A 17,709-nucleotide genomic window follows, 5' to 3' on the forward strand; every position below is an offset into this window, starting at 1 on the left:
AAATCATGTCATCGTTTGGAAACGCAAGCGCGCCGGCCAAATTCCGGTGCGACTTCGGGCTTGTTGAGACCATCGGGCAAGTCATTATCTGGGTTCTGCTGACCATCGTCACGCTCGGCTTGGCCCTGCTGGTTTTTCCTTATTACTTCAACAAAGCCGTGCTCAACCGCACCGAAGTCATCGACGCCAGCGGCCGGGCCATTGGCAAGCTCGACTGCCAGTTCAATCTCGGCTCATCCATCGGCCACGCAATCATCTGGTTCTTGCTGATCGTCGTGACGCTAGGCATTGCAGCATTCTTCTACGCCTACAGAATTCTTCGCGTCCTGCTGAACGACACGCGTATCGTCTACTACTGATCCCACAAACGAAAATCCCCGCTTTCGCGGGGATTTTGTGTCTGCAACCTACTTCGCGTCGCGCGCCTTCACCTTGCGGCGTGCGGCGTGGAGAAGTGGCTCGGTATAGCCACTGGGCTGGTCCGCCCCCTTGAGTGCCAGATCCAGCGCCGCCTGGAACGCCACCGACTGATAGTTCTCCGACATCGGCCGATAGATCGGATCGCCTTCGTTCTGCTGGTCGACGATGACAGCCATGCGCTCGAACGTCGACGTCACCTCGTCTCGGCTCACCAGCCCATGGCGCAGCCAATTGGCCACCGCCTGCGAAGAGATGCGGCACGTCGCCCGGTCTTCCATCAGGCCGACATTGTTGATGTCGGGCACCTTGGAACAGCCAACGCCCTGCTGCACCCAGCGCACCACATAGCCCAGAATGCCTTGCGCATTGTTTTCGAGTTCGCGCGTGATTTCCTCGCGGCTTAGCGAATAAGGCGCCTGCACCGGCATGGAGAAAAGCTCGGATAGTCCCGGCACAGCCTGGTTGTGGCGGCGCGACTGCGCTTCGAACACATTGACCTGATGATAGTGCAGCGCATGCAGCGTCGCGGCCGTCGGCGATGGCACCCAGGCGGTGTTGGCGCCCGCATTGGGATGACCGATCTTGGCATCAAGCATCGCGGCCATATCGTCCGGTCGCGCCCACATGCCCTTGCCGATCTGCGCCTTACCCGAAAAACCGCAGGCAAGCCCGATCAGCACGTTGCGGTCTTCGTAAGACGAAATCCAGCGCTCGGACTTGATCTCATCCTTGCGCAGCACAGCGCCCGCTTCCATAGAGGTATGGATTTCGTCGCCAGTACGATCGAGGAAACCGGTATTGATGAAGAAGACGCGGCTACGCGCTTCATAGATCGCAGCCTTGAGATTGGCCGAGGTGCGACGCTCCTCGTCCATAATGCCGATCTTGATCGTGTTCGGCTTGAGCCCCAGGAAAGCTTCCACCGAAGCGAAAATGGCGCAGGCAAAGGCGACTTCTTCCGGCCCATGCATCTTGGGCTTCACAACGTAGATCGCGCCGGTCCGCGAATTGTTGCCCTTGTCGTGCAGCGCGCAAAGCGCCGTCACGGCGGCATCCATCAAGCCCTCGCCCACCGGCTTGCCATCGAGCAGCACCGCGTCGGTCGTCATCAGGTGCCCGACATTGCGCACCAGCAGCAGCGAGCGCCCCTTGAGCACCAGCGGCTGACCGTTAACGTCCTTGTAGGTCCGATCGGCCTTGAGGCGGCGCGTAACAGTCTGGCCGCCCTTTTCAAACGTATCTTCCAGCGTGCCGTTGTTGAGGCCCAGCCAGTTGCGATAGACACCAACCTTGTCCTCGGCATCGACAGCCGCAACCGAGTCTTCGCAGTCCTGGATGGTCGTCAGCGCCGACTCGACGATGACATCGGAAAGCCCCGCCTTGTGAGTCGAACCAATCGGGCTCTTCGGATCGATGACCAGAACGGCATGCAAGCCATTGTGGCGCAACACCAGCTCGCCACTATCCTCGGTCCCACCATACCCCACAAAGGCGGACGGATCGCGCAGCCCCGTACGGCCCGCAGCAGTATCGACCTGCAGGTGACGAGTCTCTCCCTCCTTGACCACATGGTAGCCGGTAACATCAGCATGGCTGCCGGTCGCCAGCGGGAAGCTCTGATCGAGGAACTGCGCAGCGCGCGCAACGACAGCTGCGCCGCGGGCCGGATTAAAACCCTTGCCCGGCGCCAGCTCACCGTCGCGCGAAATGGCATCCGTGCCATAAAGCGCATCATAGAGGCTGCCCCAGCGGGCATTGGCGGCGTTCAGCGCATAGCGAGCATTGGAAACCGGCACAACGAGCTGCGGCCCACAAATGCTCGAAATCTCGGGATCGAGATTCTCCGTCTCGATCGTGAAATCACCAGGCTCGGCAACGAGATAGCCGATCTCCCTCAGGAAGAATTCATAACCCTGCGGGTTGTTGGTGACCGGACCATATTTGTGGTGCCACTCGTCGATCTGGCTTTGCAGATCGTCACGCTTGGCCAGGAGCCGCGCATTGGTCGCGGTATGCGCACGCAGCAGATTCGCAAAGCCGTCCCAAAACTGATCTGCAGAAATGGAGAGCCCCTTGAGCGCTTCTTTTTCTACGAAATCCACCAGCAGAGGGTGCAGGGAAAGGCCGGATTTCGTCAGATAGGTGCTCATGCCAGGGGGTCCTAACGATAACAGTTTGGCGACAGCTTTAGGCCATCGCGGCCTGCCTCACAACCCGCCTAAAGTTGACTTCGCCCTTGCGCCAGCAACATAGACCTCGGCAATGGCGCGGTCGTCGCCAAGCGTTTGCAGAAGGAACAATTCCTCAACCAGCGTCTCGACCGTTGCCATGCGCATCCGCATGGTCGGCGTCGCCCGCGCATCGAGCACGACGAGGTCCGCAGCCCGCCCCGGCGCCACGCTCCCGATCGTATCGGCCAGCCCCAGCGCCTCGGCATTGCCGCGCGTCGCGAGGTGGAACGAGGCAAGCGGATTGAAGCGCTGCCCGCGCAGCTGCAGCACCTTGAAGGCCTCATCCATGGTTTTGAGCATGGAGAAACTGGTGCCCGCGCCAATATCGGTCGCAAGCCCGATCCGCACCCCTTGCTTCACCATCCGGTCGCGATCAAACAGGCCCGAACCGAGGAAGAGGTTCGACGTCGGGCAAAACACTGCCACAGCCCTAGCATTGGCAATCGCCGCCGTCTCACGATGGTTGAGATGAATGGAATGACCGAGCAGCGTCCGTTCGGTCAGCAGGCCGTAGTGCTCGTAGATACCCGTATAGTCCGGAGCATCCGGATAGAGCTCCATGGAATAGGAAATCTCGGCGTCATTTTCGCTGAGATGCGTCTGCACATGGCAATCGCCGTGCTCGGCCACCAGCGCCTGCGCCATTTCCATCTGCTCGGGCGTCGAGGTGATCGCGAACCGGGGCGAGATGGCATAGAGGCCCCTGCCCCTTTTGTGCCAGCGCGCGATCAACGCCTTGCTGTCGTCATAGCTCGATTGCGCCGTATCCAGCAGGTCTTCGGGCGCATTGCGATCCATCATCACCTTGCCGCCGACCATCAGCATATTGCGCCGCTGCGCCTCGGCAAAGAAGGCGTCGACAGAGCGCGGATGACTGGAGCAATAGGCGACAGCCGTGGTCGTGCCATGCCGGATCAGCGCATCATAGAAATCAACGGCCACGGCATCGGCATGCCCCTGCTGGGAAAACTTCTGCTCTTCCACAAAGGTGTAGGTATTGAGCCACTCCAGCAGCGACCCGGCATAGGAGGCCATCATCTGGCTCTGCACATAGTGCAGGTGCATGTCGATGAAACCGGCCATGATCAAGTTCGGCCGATGGTCGATGACCACCGCGCCCGCCCTGTCCGCCCCAGCAAAATCACCGACGGCGACAATGACGCCATCCTCGATACTGACGGCGCCATCATCGAGATAAAGATAGCTCTCGCTATCCTCGATGCTTTCGGGCGCGCGCGAAAAACTCAACACGCGACCACGAAGAATAGTGCGGCTCATGAGCGCGAACCCTCGCGGAACCACTCGACCAGCAGCGCCCGCTCCTCGGCCGTCATCTCGGTGACATTGCCCGGCGGCATGGCATGGGCATAGCCCGCCTGCATGACGATGTCCTTGGCATGGTTGGCGATCGCAACATCATTATCGAGAATGACGTTCTTGGGCGCCTCGAACACACCTGGCCAGGCCGGCTCCGCCGTATGGCACATGGCGCAGCGCGTCTGCACGGTCAGGCTCGCCGAAGCAAAGTGCTCCGTCGCCATGAAGCGCTCGCCCGTCGCGCTGGCCAACGTCTCGGTATCGAGACCCGGCAGCTTCGGCGCCGTCGACAGCCATGCGATCACCAGAAACAGGATGACCGCCACGCCCCAGGTCCAGTGCGGATTGCCCTTCCTTGCATGGCGCGTGTTGAAATAGTGCCGGATGACCACACCGACGAGGAAGATCAGCGAGGCAATGATCCAGTTCCACTGCGTGGCGAACGCCAGCGGATAGTGGGACGAGAGCATGAAGAAAATAACGGGCAGCGTCAGGTAGTTGTTGTGCAGCGAGCGCTGCTTGGCGATCTTGCCATATTTGGCATCGGGCACCTTGCCCGCCTTGAGGTCGCCCACCACGATCTTCTGGTTGGGAATGATGATCATGGCCACGTTTGCCGCCATGATGGTCGCGGTAAACGCGCCCATATGCAGCATGGCCGCGCGCCCGGTGAAAAGCTGCGTATAGCCCCAGCTCGCCGCCACCAGGATAGCGAACAACACCAGCATCAGCCCGGTCGTCGATTGCCCAATAGGCGACTTGCAGAGCGCATCATAAAGCACCCAGCCCAGCACGATCGACCCAATCGAAAGCAGGATCGCACCCCAGCTCGGAATATCGAGCACATTGCGATCAACGAGATAGAGATCGGCGCCAACATAATAGATCAGCGCCAGCAGCATCGCGCCGCTCATCCAGGTCCAATAGCTTTCCCATTTGAACCAGGTCAGGTGCTCCGGAAGGAATTCCGGCGCCACCAGATATTTGTTGATGTGATAAAATCCGCCCCCATGCACCTGCCATTCCTCGCCATGGGCGAGCGGCGGCAGGCTCGGGGTCTTGCGCAGGCCAAGATCGAGCGCGATGAAATAGAAAGACGAACCGATCCAGGCGATAGCCGTGATCACGTGCAACCAGCGCACGGCGAACATCAGCCACTCGTAGAAAATTGCCAGATCGCCCATCGCCCCGTCCTCTTCAGTCGTGAAAAGGGGCGGGCGTGAGCCCGCCCCCAAATGTCAGAATTCCGGCCGCAATCAGGCGGGCGGAATGACGCCTTCGACGTACCAATCCATGCTGAGGAGTTCGGCATCGGTCATGGTCACGCCAGCGGCAACGCGCTCGGTGCCGGTGTGATCGTTGATCGGGCCAGTGAAGATGTGGACCGAACCATCGATCTGGCCGGTGCGCATGGCTTCAGCCGCCGTAACGACATCGGCCGGAACCTTCGCATTGTACGGGCCCATCTGGACCACGTCTTCCTTGAGACCTTCCCAGGTATCGCCCGGAACCCAGGTACCTTCGATCACGGCCTTGGCCGAGGCCAGGTAGTGCGGGCCCCAGTGGTCGATGATGGCGGTGAGCTGGGTATCGGGAGCGAAGGCGCTCATGTCGGCACCCTGGCCGAAACCACCCACGATGCCGCGTTCGGCGGCAACCTGCAGGGCAGCCGGACCGTCGGTGTGCTGGGCAACGATATCGATGCCCTGGTCGATCATGGCGCGGGCAGCGTCAGCTTCCTTGGCTGGGTCGTTCCAGGTCGAGATGTAGACCGGAGTAATGGTGAATTCGGGGTTCACCTGGCGCGCTGCGAGCACGAAGGAGTTGATGCCCATCACCACTTCCGGGATCGGGAAGGAGCCGATGTAGCCAGCCTTGGCGGTCTTGGACATGTGACCGGCAATCACGCCGCAAACGGCGCGGCCTTCGTAGAAGCGGGCGTTGTAGAGGCCCACATTGTCGGCCTTCATGTAGCCGGTGGCGTGCTCGAAGGCGACGTCCGGGAATTCCGGCGCGACCTTGATCACCGAGTCACCGAAACCGAAGCTGGTTGCGAAGATCAGCTTGCAGCCCTGCTGGGCCAGTTCGCGCACGACGCGTTCGCAATCCGGGCCTTCCGGCACGTTCTCGACGAACATGGTCTCAACCGCATCGCCAAGGTTTTCCTCGACGTAGAGGCGGCCCTGGTTGTGGGCATAGTTGTAGCCGTTGTCGTTGATCGAACCGACATAGATGAAGCCGATCTTGAGCTTTTCGGCCTGGCCGAAAGCGGTGCCGCCAAGCAGCGGCAAGGTCATGGCAGCGCCGCCGACCTTGATAAATCCACGACGGGATAGAGTCATATTTGTTTCTCCTGACTGACGTTCCGATTGCATGAGGCGGTCATTGGACGCCGCCTCAATTGCTGGGCATGAACGGCTTGCCGAGGCAGGCCGGAGCATTGGTAGAAGCATCGCGCCGGAGCGAAATCAGCACCAGCACGGCGATAGTGGCGATATAGGGCAAGGCCGCCCAGAGTTCGGACGGAATAGCCGAAAGCGGGCCGCCGCCAGCCTTGGCATAAAGCTCCATGGTCATCACGAGACCAAAGAGATAGGCGCCGCCAAGCAGGCGGAACGGCCGCCACGAGGCAAAGACCACGAGCGCCACGGCGATCCAGCCGCGCCCCGCCGTCATGCCTTCGGCCCATTGCGGCGTGAGCGTCAACGGGAAGCAAGCCCCGGCGACGCCAGCCATGGCACCGCCGAACATCACCGCAAAATAGCGCACCTGGATCACGGAATAGCCGATCGAATGCGCCGACAGGTCATTCTCACCCACAGCGCGCAGGATCAGCCCCGCGCGGGTCTTCTTGAGGAAGAACCAGATGGCAAAGACCATGAAAAGCGCGAAATAGGCCGGAAACGAATATCCGAAGAGCACGCGCAGAACAGGATGCGTGGCGAGATCTGGGAAAATCGGCGACATCAACGCCACCGGCCGTGCCGAATAGGACGCGCCAGCCAGCGCCGAAAAACCGGTACCGAAGATCGTGAGCGCCAGGCCGGTCGCCGTTTGGTTGGCCGACAGCGACAGTGTCAAAAAGCCAAAAATCAGCGACGCCGCCATGCCGGCCGCCGCGCCGCACAGCAGCGCGAGATAGTGATTGCCGGTATGGAATTGCACTACGAAGCCTGCAATGGCACCGAGCAGCATCATGCCCTCGACACCGAGATTGAGCACGCCCGAACGCTCGACAACCAGTTCGCCCAGCGCTGCAATCAGGATGGGTGTCGAGGCGCCGACAACGGTCACGAGAATTGCGATCGTCAGGTCCATCATGCCGCTCCCGCGCTGGCTTCAGGGCTGATGCGGCGGATGCGATAGCGCACCAGAATATCGCCGGCGAGCAGCAGGAAGAGCATCATCGCCTGGAAAATGCCGGTGGCTTCGTCGGGGAGGCCAATGGTGGTCTGCGCCACCTGCCCGCCGACGAAAGTGATGGCGAGCACCACACCGGCAACAATCACGCCCAGCGGATTGAGCCGCCCGAGGAAGGCAACGATAATGGCCGTGAAGCCGTAATTGGTCGGAAAGCCGGGCACCATGCGTTGGAATGGCCCCGCCACCTCCAGCATACCCGCAAGACCCGCCAACCCACCGCTGACCAGCATGGCCAGCCAGATCGTCTTGTTCTCGGAAAAGCCGCCATAGCGCGCTGCATGCGGCGCAGCGCCAACCACGCGCATGCGATAGCCGAACACCGTCTTGCTCATCACGAACCAGGCAATCAGCGCCACGATCACGGCAATCGGCACACCCAGATGCACAATGGTGCCGGGAATGATGTTGGGCAGGCGCGCCGCCTCGGAGAAGAGGCGCGATTGCGGAAAGCCGATACCCATCGGGTCCTTCCACGGACCGCGGATGAGGTAGTAGATCAGCTGCACCGATGCATAAGTCAGCATCAGGCTGGTCAGGATTTCGTTGACATTGAGCCGGGTCTTGAGAAAGGCCGGAATGGAGGCATAGGCCATGCCGCCCAGCATGCCGGCAATAGCCATGAGCGGCAGGATCCACCAGCCGGACATGCCCCAGGTGAGAAGCGCAATGCTGGTCGCCGCCAGGGCGCCGATGATGTACTGCCCCTCCGCGCCGATATTCCAGACATTGGCGCGATAGGCGACCGACAGGCCCGTACCGATGATGATCAGCGGCGCCGCCTTGATCCCAAGGTCCTGCCACTTGTAGGGGTTGGTCAGAGGCGTGAAGAAGATCTCCTGCACAGCCCGGAGGCCATTGTAGCCAATGGCCGAAAACAGCAGGCATCCCAGGATCATGGTCAGCACCACGGCAGCGACCGGGGTACCATAGAGCATCAGCTTGGAGGGTTCTGGACGCTTTTCAAGCCGGAAGCGCATCATGCGGTCTCCATTGAACCGTGTACGCCGCCCATCAGCAGCCCAATTTCTTCCACGCTGAATTCCTTCACCGGCCGGGCCGCGCTGAGGCGCCCCATATTGATGACCGCCAGCGTATCGCAAAGCGCGCGCAGCTCGTCGAGGTCCTGGCTGATGACGACGATAGCCGAACCCGCCGCCGCCAGATCAACCAGCGCCTGATGAATAGCCGCTGCAGCGCCAGCGTCGACACCCCAGGTCGGCTGGCTGACCACCAGCACTGTCGGCTTCTGCAGGATCTCGCGGCCCATGATGTATTTCTGGAGGTTCCCGCCCGAAAGCGAACCCGCCGTCGAAGCCGGCCCCAGCGCCTTTACGGCAAAATCGGCAATCACCTTGCCCGTGTAGGTCTTGGCCGCACCCGAATTGATCAGCCCCAGCACCACCATGCCGAGCCGGTCGCGCGCCGTCAGCACCGAATTGTCCGAGAGCGAAAAGTCGCCCACCGCAGCGTGGCCATTGCGCTCTTCCGGCACCGCGCAAAGCCCCCTGCGGCGCCGCTCGGTCGTGTTCATCAGGCCAATGCCAAACCCATCGATGGTGATGGCCTCACGGTCATCGCCGATAAGCTCGCCCGAAAGCGCGTCAAGCAATGCATTCTGGCCATTGCCGGCAACACCAGCGACACCGAGGATTTCGCCGGCCCGCACGGTAAAGCTGACATTGTCGACGGCCACATCGAAGTGCCCGGTCTTAATGGTCGAAAGCTTGTTCACCACCAGCTTGGGCGGCCCAAACGTCCGCCCCTCAGCCTTCACGATATCCTTGAGCCCCGCGCCGATCATCTTCTCGGCCATAGAGCGGCTCGTCTCCTGCTTGGGATCACAGGTATCGACCAGCTTACCCCCACGCAAAATGGTCGCCGTATCGCACAAGGCTTTGATTTCATGCAGCTTGTGCGAAATGTAGAGGATCGAACAACCCTCGGCCGCGAGCTTACGCAGGACCGTGAAAAGCTGCTCCACTTCCTGCGGCGTCAGCACCGAAGTCGGCTCATCCATGATCAGCAGCTGCGGATTGAGCAACAAGGCACGCACGATCTCGATACGCTGCCGCTCACCAACCGATAGCGTCGCCACCGTCCGATGAGGATCGAGCGCCAGGCCATAGGTCTCCATGACCTCGCGAATACGGCTTTCGAGTTCGCGCGACGGGATTTTCGCATCCATGCCGAGCGCAATGTTCTCAAGCACCGTCAGCGCTTCGAACAGCGAGAAATGCTGGAACACCATGCCGATGCCGAGTTTTCGCGCTGCCTTGGGATTGGCCACCACGACGGGCTCGCCATTCCAGCGGATTTCGCCGGCATCAGGCTGCATGATGCCATAGATCATTTTGACGAGGGTGGATTTTCCGGCGCCGTTTTCGCCAAGGAGCGCGTGGATTTCGCCAGGCTTTACCGCAAATGACACATGGTCATTGGCCAGAACGCCGGGGAATTGCTTGGTAATGCCGGTCAGTTCGAGCCGATTGGGCATATCAAAATCCACTCGCCACCCCCTGTTTCCCGGGGGTGGGCGTGCGCCCGTTCGATGCTTCCCGTCCCCCAATCTGGACCATAACTTCAGCCGCGGCTAGTACTGCAATAACCGATGGTCGTTTATCCCCAAGCCCTTGCGCCCCAATAGGTAACACCAGCCGCTGCAAAAGCGCCTTGTCGCCCCCCCTGCTCCACGAACCAGCTCGCAAACTTGGCGCGTTTGGTCTTCGAGCCAACCATGCCGACATAGGGGCTGTCGAGCCGGTTCAGCGCCTCAGCGGCAATCAGAAAATCGAGCGCGTGGTCGTGCGTCATGATCACAAAGGCACTGCCCTTCGGCGCCGACCGCACCACCGCCTCCGGCATGGCCACACGCCGATGCGCAATCCCGGGCGGCAATTGGTCCAGCTCGTCCTGCCGCGTATCGATGACTTCCATCCGCACCGGCAGCAGCGCCAGCATCTGCGCCAACACCCGCCCCACATGCCCCGCGCCAAAGACATAAACCTGTGGTGTCGAAGCAATCTCGACCTCGAGCCGCGCGGCATAGTCGCGGCGAATGACGGCATCCGCATAGCGCAGCTCGACCTTCACCCGCCCGCCGCAACATTGCCCGATCTCCGGCCCCAGCGGCACATCCATGGCCTCTTCCGCGCGCCCCTCGGCAATCAACCGCCGCGCATGGTCGATGACCATATATTCGAGCGCCCCGCCCCCAATGGTCCCAAAAATGGCCCCCAGCGCCACAAGCATGAACGTGCCCTCCTCGCGCGGCGAGGAGCCGCGAACGGCGGTGAGTTCGCAGGCAATGACATCGGAGTTGGCGGCAAGGAAAGTCTCGAGAGTGGCGGACGTGGTCATCGAACCGACGAGCCTCCCACAACCCACCGTGTCATTCCCGCGAAAGCGGGAATCTCACGACGCCGAGACAATTTCAGATGCGAGCGCGAGGCATGCCAAAAACTCGATACGGCACCTCCCCTAGATGGGGGAGGCTGGGAGGGGGTGGGGCCACGCGCGCCAGCTTCACCCCCGCGCCTCCTTCTTCAGCCGCTCGACGCCCATCAGCACCCGCTCCGGCGTCACCGGCATATCGAGCTGCGGCGCGATCCGATAATCCGCCACACTCGCCACCGCCATGCCCAGTGCCTCAGGCACACTCATCGCCAGCATGAATGGCGGCTCACCCACCGCCTTCGACCGCCCGATCGTCGGCTCCCTGTTCACCGACCATTCCGCCAGCTTCACATTGAAAACCGGCGGCACATCGCTCGCGAGCGGGATCTTGTACGTCGAAGGCGCATGCGTCCGCAGCTGCCCCTTGGCATCCCAGACCAGCTCTTCCGTCGTCAGCCACCCCATGCCCTGCACAAAGGCGCCTTCCACCTGACCCAGATCGATAGCCGGATTCAGCGATTTACCCACGTCATGCAGAATATCCACGCGATCAACGGTGTACTCGCCCGTCAGCGTATCGATGGTGACCTCGCTCACCGAAGCGCCATAGGCAAAGTAGTAGAACGGATGCCCCTGCCCCGTAGCGCGGTTCCAGTGGATCTTCGGCGTCTTGTAAAAGCCAGCCGCCGAAAGCTGCACCCGGTTCATATAGGCGGAGGCGGCCAGTTCAGCGAAACCAACAAACTTCGGCCCCGCCTGAATACCGCCCTGCACCCACTCGCAGGCGCTTTCTTCGACCTGATGGAGCTTGGCCGCATGAGCAACCAGCCGCTCCTTGATCTGCCGGCAGGCGTCATACGCCGCCATGCCATTGAGATCGGAGCCCGACGACGCGGCCGTAGCCGACGTATTCGGCACCTTGCCCGTGGACGTCGCCATGATCTTGACCGTGTCGAGGTTCACCCCGAACGCATCGGCCACCACTTGCGCCACCTTGATGTAGAGCCCCTGCCCCATCTCGGTGCCGCCATGGGAAAGATGGATCGACCCATCCTTGTAGACATGCACCAGCGCCCCGGCCTGATTGTACCAGGTCGCCGTGAAGGAGATGCCGAATTTCACCGGCGTCAGCGAAATCCCCTTCTTGAGCACCGCACTGGTCTTGTTGAACTCAACAATCGCCTTGCGCCGCGCCTGATAATCCGACGAGGCCTCCAGCTCATCCACCACCCGGTGGATGATATTGTCCTCCACCACCTGATGGTACGGCGTCACATTGTCGGTATCGGTGCCATAAAAATTGGCCTTGCGTATATCGAGCGGGTCCTTGCCCAGTGCATAGGCAATATCCTCGATCCAGCGCTCCGCCCCCACCATGCCCTGCGGCCCGCCAAAGCCACGGAAGGCCGTGTTGGAGACGGTATTGGTATAAAGCGGCTCCGACCGTGCCCGCACATTGGGATACCAATAGGCATTGTCGCAGTGGAACAGCGCACGATCCGTCACCGGCCCCGAAAGATCGGCCGAAAAACCGCCCCGCGCCGCATAGACCGCATCCACCGCATGAATCTTGCCGGTCTCGTCATAGCCGACATCATAATCGACCACGAAATCGTGCCGCTTGCCCGTCGCGCTCATGTCGTCGTCGCGGTCCGGCCTGATCTTGCAGGCCCGGTTCCACTTCTTGGCCGCCAGCGCCGCCACCACGGCAAAGAGATTGCCCTGCGTTTCCTTGCCGCCAAAACCCCCGCCCATGCGGCGCACATTGACCGTCACCGCATTCTGACGAATGCCCAGCGCATGCGCGACGATCAACTGCACTTCAGTCGGGTGCTGGGTCGAGGAATTGACGACAACGTCCTCGTCCTCGCCGGGGATCGCCAGCGCAATCTGCCCTTCGAGATAAAAGTGGTCCTGCCCGCCAATGGTGATCGCACCCTTGGCCCGGCGTGGCGCTCCGGAGAGACCCGCCTTCACATCACCCCGCTCAAGCTTCAACGGCGGCGTCACCAGTTTGCCGCCGGCCGCCTGGGCCGAGCGCACATCGGTGAAATAGGAAAGGTCCTTGTACTCGATCTTCGCCAGATGCGCCGCCCGCCGCGCCTGATCGCGCGTCTCGGCCACCACGGCGAAAAGCGGCTGGCCCCAGAAATGCGTCACACCCTGGGCAAATAGCGGCTCGTCATGCACATGCGCCGAGCTGATATCCAGCTCCCCCGGCACATCGTCATTGGTCAGCACACCAATGACCCCCGGCGCCTTCAGCACCTCCGAAAAATCCATGCCGACAATCTCGGCATGCGGCTTGGTCGAGAGCCCCAGATAGGCATGCATTGTGCCCACCGGCTCGGCTATATCGTCGATATATTCGGCCGTGCCGGTGACGTGCTTGGGGCCGCTATCGTGCCGCGTATTGGTATGCAGCACCGCCAGATTGATGGGAGCCTGATGCTTGTTCATCACGCCACCTCCCTCTTGAGCCGCTCACCTTGCCCCGACGTTTCAAGGAAAAACCGCTTGAGCAGGTTCTGCGCAGTAAGAAGCCGATATTCTGCCGAGGCACGCATATCGCTGATCGGCTGATAATCCCCAGCAAAGGCCGGCAGCGCCGCCTCCACCGTCTCCATCGTCCAAGGCTTGCCCACCAGCGCCGCCTCGACTGCCTTGGCCCGCTTCGGCGTCGCCGCCATGCCACCAAAGGCAATCCGCGCCATGCCGACCACACCGGCATCATTGACGAAAATCCGGAACGCCCCACACAGCGCCGAAATGTCTTCCTCGCGGCGCTTGGAAATCTTGTAGGTCGCAAACTTCTCGCCCGCCGGCAGCAGCGGCAGCGTCACGCTCTCGACGAACTCGCCCGGCTGCCGATCCTGTTTGCCATAAGCGACGAAGTAGTCCTCAAGCTTGATCTCGCGCCGATGCTCACCCCGTCGCAGATGCAGCTTCGCCCCCAGCGCGATGAACGGCGGCGGCGTGTCGCCAATAGGCGAACCATTGGCGATGTTCCCGCCAATTGTCCCCATATTGCGGATCTGCTCACCGGCAATGCGGTTCCAGAGCTCACCCAGCTGCGGAAAATTCGCCTGAATAACCGGCAGCGCTTCCGAATAGGAAACCCCGGCATAGAACCGAACTTCGCTAGCATTCTCGGCAATGCGCTTCAGTTCCTGCAGATGACCGATAAAGATCGCCGGCCCGATATTGCGCATGAATTTCGTCACCCACAGCCCGACATCGGTCGAGCCAGCCACGATCCGCGCATTCGGATTGGCTTCATAAACGGCAGCGAAATCATCGAGGCTGGCCGGAACGATGATCTGCTTGTCACCATCTCCGATGACAACCCGCCGTCCATCGTTGAACGCCTTGACCTTCTCCTTCACGGCAATGCGTTCGGCCCAGAGCACATCACCCTGCGGCTGCCCATAAGACCCCATGGACTCGCCCGCCCGAATGATCGGCGCATAGCCGGTGCAACGGCAAAGGTTCCCCTGCAGCGCCTTCTCGATCGCCGGCCGCGTCGGGCTGGGATTGCGCATCCACAGCCCATAAAGGCTCATGACAAAGCCCGGCGTGCAGAACCCACACTGCGACCCATGATGATCAACCATGGCCTGCTGCACCGGATGCAGCGCACCATTCTCGCCGCGCAAATGCTCGATAGTCACCACATGCGTCCCGTGGAGGCTACCGACGAACCGGATGCAGGCCGTCACCGAGTCATAAATGATCTCGTCGCCGAAGAGCCGCCCGACCAGCACGGTACAAGCCCCACAATCGCCCTCGGCGCAGCCTTCCTTCGACCCACGCAGACGCCGCTCCAGCCGCAGCCAATCGAGCAGCGTCAGATCAGGCGCAACCTCGGTGAGACTGATCTCTTCGCCATTGAGGAGGAACCGAATGGCGTTCGCAACCTCAACCATGGCTCAGCTCCCCCGATAGGTGGAGTAGGCGAAGGGGCTCACCAGCAACGGCACATGATAGTGCTTGTCCTCGGAAATGGTGAAGCGGATCGGCACCACATCGAGGAACGGCGTCTCCAACTCGACGCCGATCCGCTCAAAATACTGCCCGACATGGAAGCGGATTTCAAACTCGCCCTGCTGGAACTGATCGTCCGCCAAGAGCGGCTGATCCACCCGTCCGTCGGCATTGGTATAGCTGTCGCCCAAGTGATGCGTGTGGTCACCATGCACGAAGTGCAGTTCCAAGCGCATGCCGCGCGCCGGCTTGCCCGCCATCGTGTCGAGAACGTGAGTGGTAAGGCGTCCACCGGCCATATGCTGCTCCTATGCACGCCGTCCGAACGTGGGGCCGTTTCGGTTCGGCATGCGCAATTCGTTTCCCCTGACAGCACCATAGAACCCTGAATCTGCTCTTGATACTCTCAAATTGGAAGCACTATGCTGCCGAAACGGCAACAGCAAGTCCCACAATGACCGACAAGAGCCCAACCGCCGACCGCCCCCGCGAACACGCGCTTTCCGCTGGCCTCCTCGCTCGCGTCTTCCACCAGCCCTCGCTGCTCTATTTCAACGCCGTCGCCACGCATCTCTCCATCCGCGAAGCCGCCCGCCGCCTCAACGTCGCCTCCTCCGCCGTCACAAGACAGGTCGCCCAGCTCGAAGACGCCCTCGGCATCGCGCTCTTTCTCCGCGACAAGCGCCGCATGCGCCTCTCCCCCGCCGGAGAAATCCTCTTCCGCCATTCGCGCCGCCTGACGGCCCCCATGGAAGCCGCCGTCTCCGAAATCGAACTTTTACGCGGCGTCCGCGCCGGCGTCGTTCGCATCGGCACGGTGGAAAGCGTCGGCCTCTCCTTCCTGCCCCGCCTCATCAGCGACTTCGGCCAGCGCTATCCGCGCCTGACCATCGATGTGTCGATCGTCTCCTCCAGCGAAGTCGTCGAGCGCCTCGTCGAAGAGCGCGTCGACATCGGCTTTGGCTTCATCGCCAAGCCGCCGCGTCAGGTCGACGTCGCCTTCCGCCGCGATGTGCATATCGGCGCCATTATGACGCCCGGCCATCCGCTGGCATCCGCCCAAAATCTCACCATGGACCAGTGCCTCGACCACGCCCTCGCCATAGCCCGACCCGAAATCTCCATCCGCGAGGTGATCGAACCCTTCCTCCGCCGCTCCGGCGCCATGCTGCCGCCAATGGTGGAAGTCAATTCCATCCGCATGCTGGTCGAGCTGGCCCTTGGCGGCCACTACCTCTCGATCATGACCCCCATCGGCGCCCAAAACGAAATCGCCGACGGCAAGCTGATCTTCAAACCGCTCAACGATGGCGGCCTGCCAACCAATCGCTTCGGCATCCTCGTCCGCGCCGGCACATCGCTCCATCTGGCGCCTGCCATCTTCTTCGATCACGCCAAAGGCTATTTCGAAGAGCTGCAACTGCCGGGCGCCATCTAGCGCAATCACCAAACTTGCGCTTACCTGAACACTGAATTTTCCGACGAACGAGTCCCCGATGAACCGCTACCCCCGCGACATGCAAGGCTATGGCCGCAATATTCCCAATGCGAACTGGCCGGGCGGTGCCCATGTGGCGGTGCAATTCGTGCTCAATTACGAAGAGGGCGGCGAGAACAATATCCTCCACGGCGATGCCGCCTCCGAAGCCTTTCTCGTCGACGTGCTCGGCGCCGCGCCCTGGTCCGGCCAACGCCACGCCAATGTCGAAAGTATGTACGAATACGGCGCCCGCGCCGGCTTCTGGCGCTTGCATCGCCTTTTCACTGAGGCAAACCTGCCCGTCACCATCTACGGCGTCGCCACCGCCCTGATGCGCGCACCCGAACAGCTCGCCGCCATGCAGGAAGCCGGCTGGGAAATCGCCTCCCACGGCTACAAGTGGGTACAGCACAAGGACATGCCGCCCGAAGAAGAGCGCGCCCAGATTGCCGAAGCCATCCACATCCACACCCTGGCAACCGGCTCGCGCCCCCTCGGCTGGTACACCGGCCGCTCCTCGCTCAACACCGTCGACCTCGTCGCCGAACAGGGCGGTTTCGCTTATATTTCAGACACCTACGACGACGACCTCCCCTATTGGAAAGTCATCCACGGCAAGCCGCAGCTGATCATCCCCTATTCCCTCTCGACCAATGACATGCGCTTCGTCACCGGTCCGGGCTTCGACAATGGCGAGGAATATTTCCAGTTCCTCAAGGACACCTTCGATTGCCTCTATGCCGAAGGCCAAGCCGGCAGTCCCAAGATGATGTCCCTCGGCCTCCATTGCCGCCTCGTCGGCCAACCCGGCCGCTTCCAGGGCCTCAAGAAGTTCGTGGATTACATCAAGTCATTCGACAAAGTCTGGGTCCCGACTCGCCTCGACATCGCCCAGCACTGGGCCAAAGTGCATCCGTTCGTCGCCCCCGAAGTCATCCCCAGCCAACTCGACCGCGCCGACTTCGTCACCCGCTACGGCTCCATCTTCGAACATTCCCATTGGATCGCCGAACGCGCCTGGGATGGTGAATTGGCGCCCGCCAACGACACCGCCGTCGGCCTTCACTTTGCACTGCGCACCCAGTTCCGCGCCGCCACGCCGGAGGAGCGCCTCGCCGTCCTCCGCGCCCACCCCGACCTTGCCGGCAAACTCGCCGCCGCCAAGCGCCTGACTGCCGACTCCACCGCCGAGCAAGCCTCCGCCGGCCTCGACGCCCTGACCGACGCCGAGCGCGAGAAATTCACCGCGCTCAACACGGCCTATGTGCAAAAATTCGGCTTCCCCTTCATCATCGCCGTCCGCGACAACACCAAGGCCAGCATCCTCGAAGCCTTCGAGAAGCGTGTCTCCAACAGCGCCGATGAGGAATTCGCCACGGCCTGCGCCCAGGTCGAACGCATCGCCCTGTTGAGGCTCAAGGCACTCCTGCCCTGAGCCGCCACATTGCCGACTGTCGCACC

The 17,709-nt window shown here is 61.6% G+C and carries 13 protein-coding genes and 1 pseudogene; 3 read left to right on the forward strand and 11 right to left on the reverse strand.

Annotated features, from left to right (window positions below; all coding sequences use genetic code 11):
* Window positions 1-5: 5 nt before the first annotated feature.
* Window positions 6-359, forward strand: a complete 354-nt coding sequence (locus NVV77_RS00260) for a DUF6693 family protein (RefSeq protein ID WP_295409462.1) — start codon at window positions 6-8, stop codon at window positions 357-359.
* A gap of 48 nt (window positions 360-407) precedes the next feature.
* On the opposite strand, the gene NVV77_RS00265 is transcribed toward NVV77_RS00260, so the two are convergent.
* The 11 genes and pseudogenes from NVV77_RS00265 to uraH all read right to left on the reverse strand — a co-directional run bounded on the left by NVV77_RS00265 (window position 408) and on the right by uraH (window position 15,067).
* Window positions 408-2,570 carry a malate synthase G gene (locus NVV77_RS00265; protein WP_295409465.1) on the reverse strand — a complete coding sequence of 721 codons (2,163 nt, stop codon included), beginning with the start codon at window positions 2,568-2,570 and terminating at the stop codon, window positions 408-410.
* A 57-nt stretch (window positions 2,571-2,627) separates the two neighbouring features.
* Complete coding sequence (gene guaD, locus NVV77_RS00270; protein WP_295409468.1) at window positions 2,628-3,929, reverse strand: guanine deaminase; 1,302 nt, start codon at window positions 3,927-3,929, stop codon at window positions 2,628-2,630.
* A complete protein-coding gene (locus NVV77_RS00275) occupies window positions 3,926-5,152 on the reverse strand; it encodes a urate hydroxylase PuuD (RefSeq protein WP_295409471.1) in 1,227 nt (408 codons plus the stop codon). The genes guaD and NVV77_RS00275 overlap by 4 nt, the downstream gene beginning before the upstream one ends.
* 72 nt (window positions 5,153-5,224) lie before the next feature.
* A complete protein-coding gene (locus tag NVV77_RS00280; protein WP_295409474.1) occupies window positions 5,225-6,310 on the reverse strand; it encodes a BMP family ABC transporter substrate-binding protein in 1,086 nt (361 codons plus the stop codon).
* A gap of 55 nt (window positions 6,311-6,365) precedes the next feature.
* The gene (locus tag NVV77_RS00285) at window positions 6,366-7,286 is read right to left on the reverse strand and encodes an ABC transporter permease (RefSeq protein WP_295409477.1); all 921 of its coding nucleotides are present in this window, start codon (window positions 7,284-7,286) and stop codon (window positions 6,366-6,368) included.
* On the reverse strand, window positions 7,286-8,371 hold the full coding sequence (locus NVV77_RS00290; RefSeq protein ID WP_295409480.1) for an ABC transporter permease: 1,086 nt from the start codon (window positions 8,369-8,371) through the stop codon (window positions 7,286-7,288). The genes NVV77_RS00285 and NVV77_RS00290 overlap by 1 nt, the downstream gene beginning before the upstream one ends.
* Window positions 8,368-9,885, reverse strand: coding sequence for an ABC transporter ATP-binding protein (locus tag NVV77_RS00295; protein ID WP_295409616.1), 1,518 nt, complete (start codon window positions 9,883-9,885; stop codon window positions 8,368-8,370). The genes NVV77_RS00290 and NVV77_RS00295 overlap by 4 nt, the downstream gene beginning before the upstream one ends.
* A 1-nt stretch (window position 9,886) precedes the next feature.
* A pseudogene (gene xdhC, locus NVV77_RS00300) lies at window positions 9,887-10,748 on the reverse strand (xanthine dehydrogenase accessory protein XdhC).
* A 165-nt stretch (window positions 10,749-10,913) separates the two neighbouring features.
* The gene (gene xdhB / locus NVV77_RS00305) at window positions 10,914-13,244 is read right to left on the reverse strand and encodes a xanthine dehydrogenase molybdopterin binding subunit (protein ID WP_295409483.1); all 2,331 of its coding nucleotides are present in this window, start codon (window positions 13,242-13,244) and stop codon (window positions 10,914-10,916) included.
* Window positions 13,244-14,710, reverse strand: a complete 1,467-nt coding sequence (gene xdhA / locus NVV77_RS00310) for a xanthine dehydrogenase small subunit (protein WP_295409486.1) — start codon at window positions 14,708-14,710, stop codon at window positions 13,244-13,246. The genes xdhB and xdhA overlap by 1 nt, the downstream gene beginning before the upstream one ends.
* A 3-nt stretch (window positions 14,711-14,713) precedes the next feature.
* Window positions 14,714-15,067: a hydroxyisourate hydrolase gene (gene uraH, locus NVV77_RS00315; RefSeq protein WP_035080590.1), complete on the reverse strand. Its 354-nt coding sequence runs from the start codon at window positions 15,065-15,067 to the stop codon at window positions 14,714-14,716.
* Window positions 15,068-15,222: 155 nt separating this feature from the next.
* On the opposite strand from uraH, the gene NVV77_RS00320 reads away from it, so the two are divergent.
* Window positions 15,223-16,206, forward strand: a complete 984-nt coding sequence (locus NVV77_RS00320; protein WP_295409491.1) for a LysR family transcriptional regulator — start codon at window positions 15,223-15,225, stop codon at window positions 16,204-16,206.
* Window positions 16,207-16,264: 58 nt separating this feature from the next.
* The gene (gene puuE, locus NVV77_RS00325) at window positions 16,265-17,683 is read left to right on the forward strand and encodes an allantoinase PuuE (RefSeq protein WP_295409494.1); all 1,419 of its coding nucleotides are present in this window, start codon (window positions 16,265-16,267) and stop codon (window positions 17,681-17,683) included.
* Window positions 17,684-17,709: the final 26 nt, after the last annotated feature.

The organism is Devosia sp., assembly GCF_024707125.1.
Taxonomy (GTDB): Bacteria; Pseudomonadota; Alphaproteobacteria; order Rhizobiales; family Devosiaceae; genus Devosia.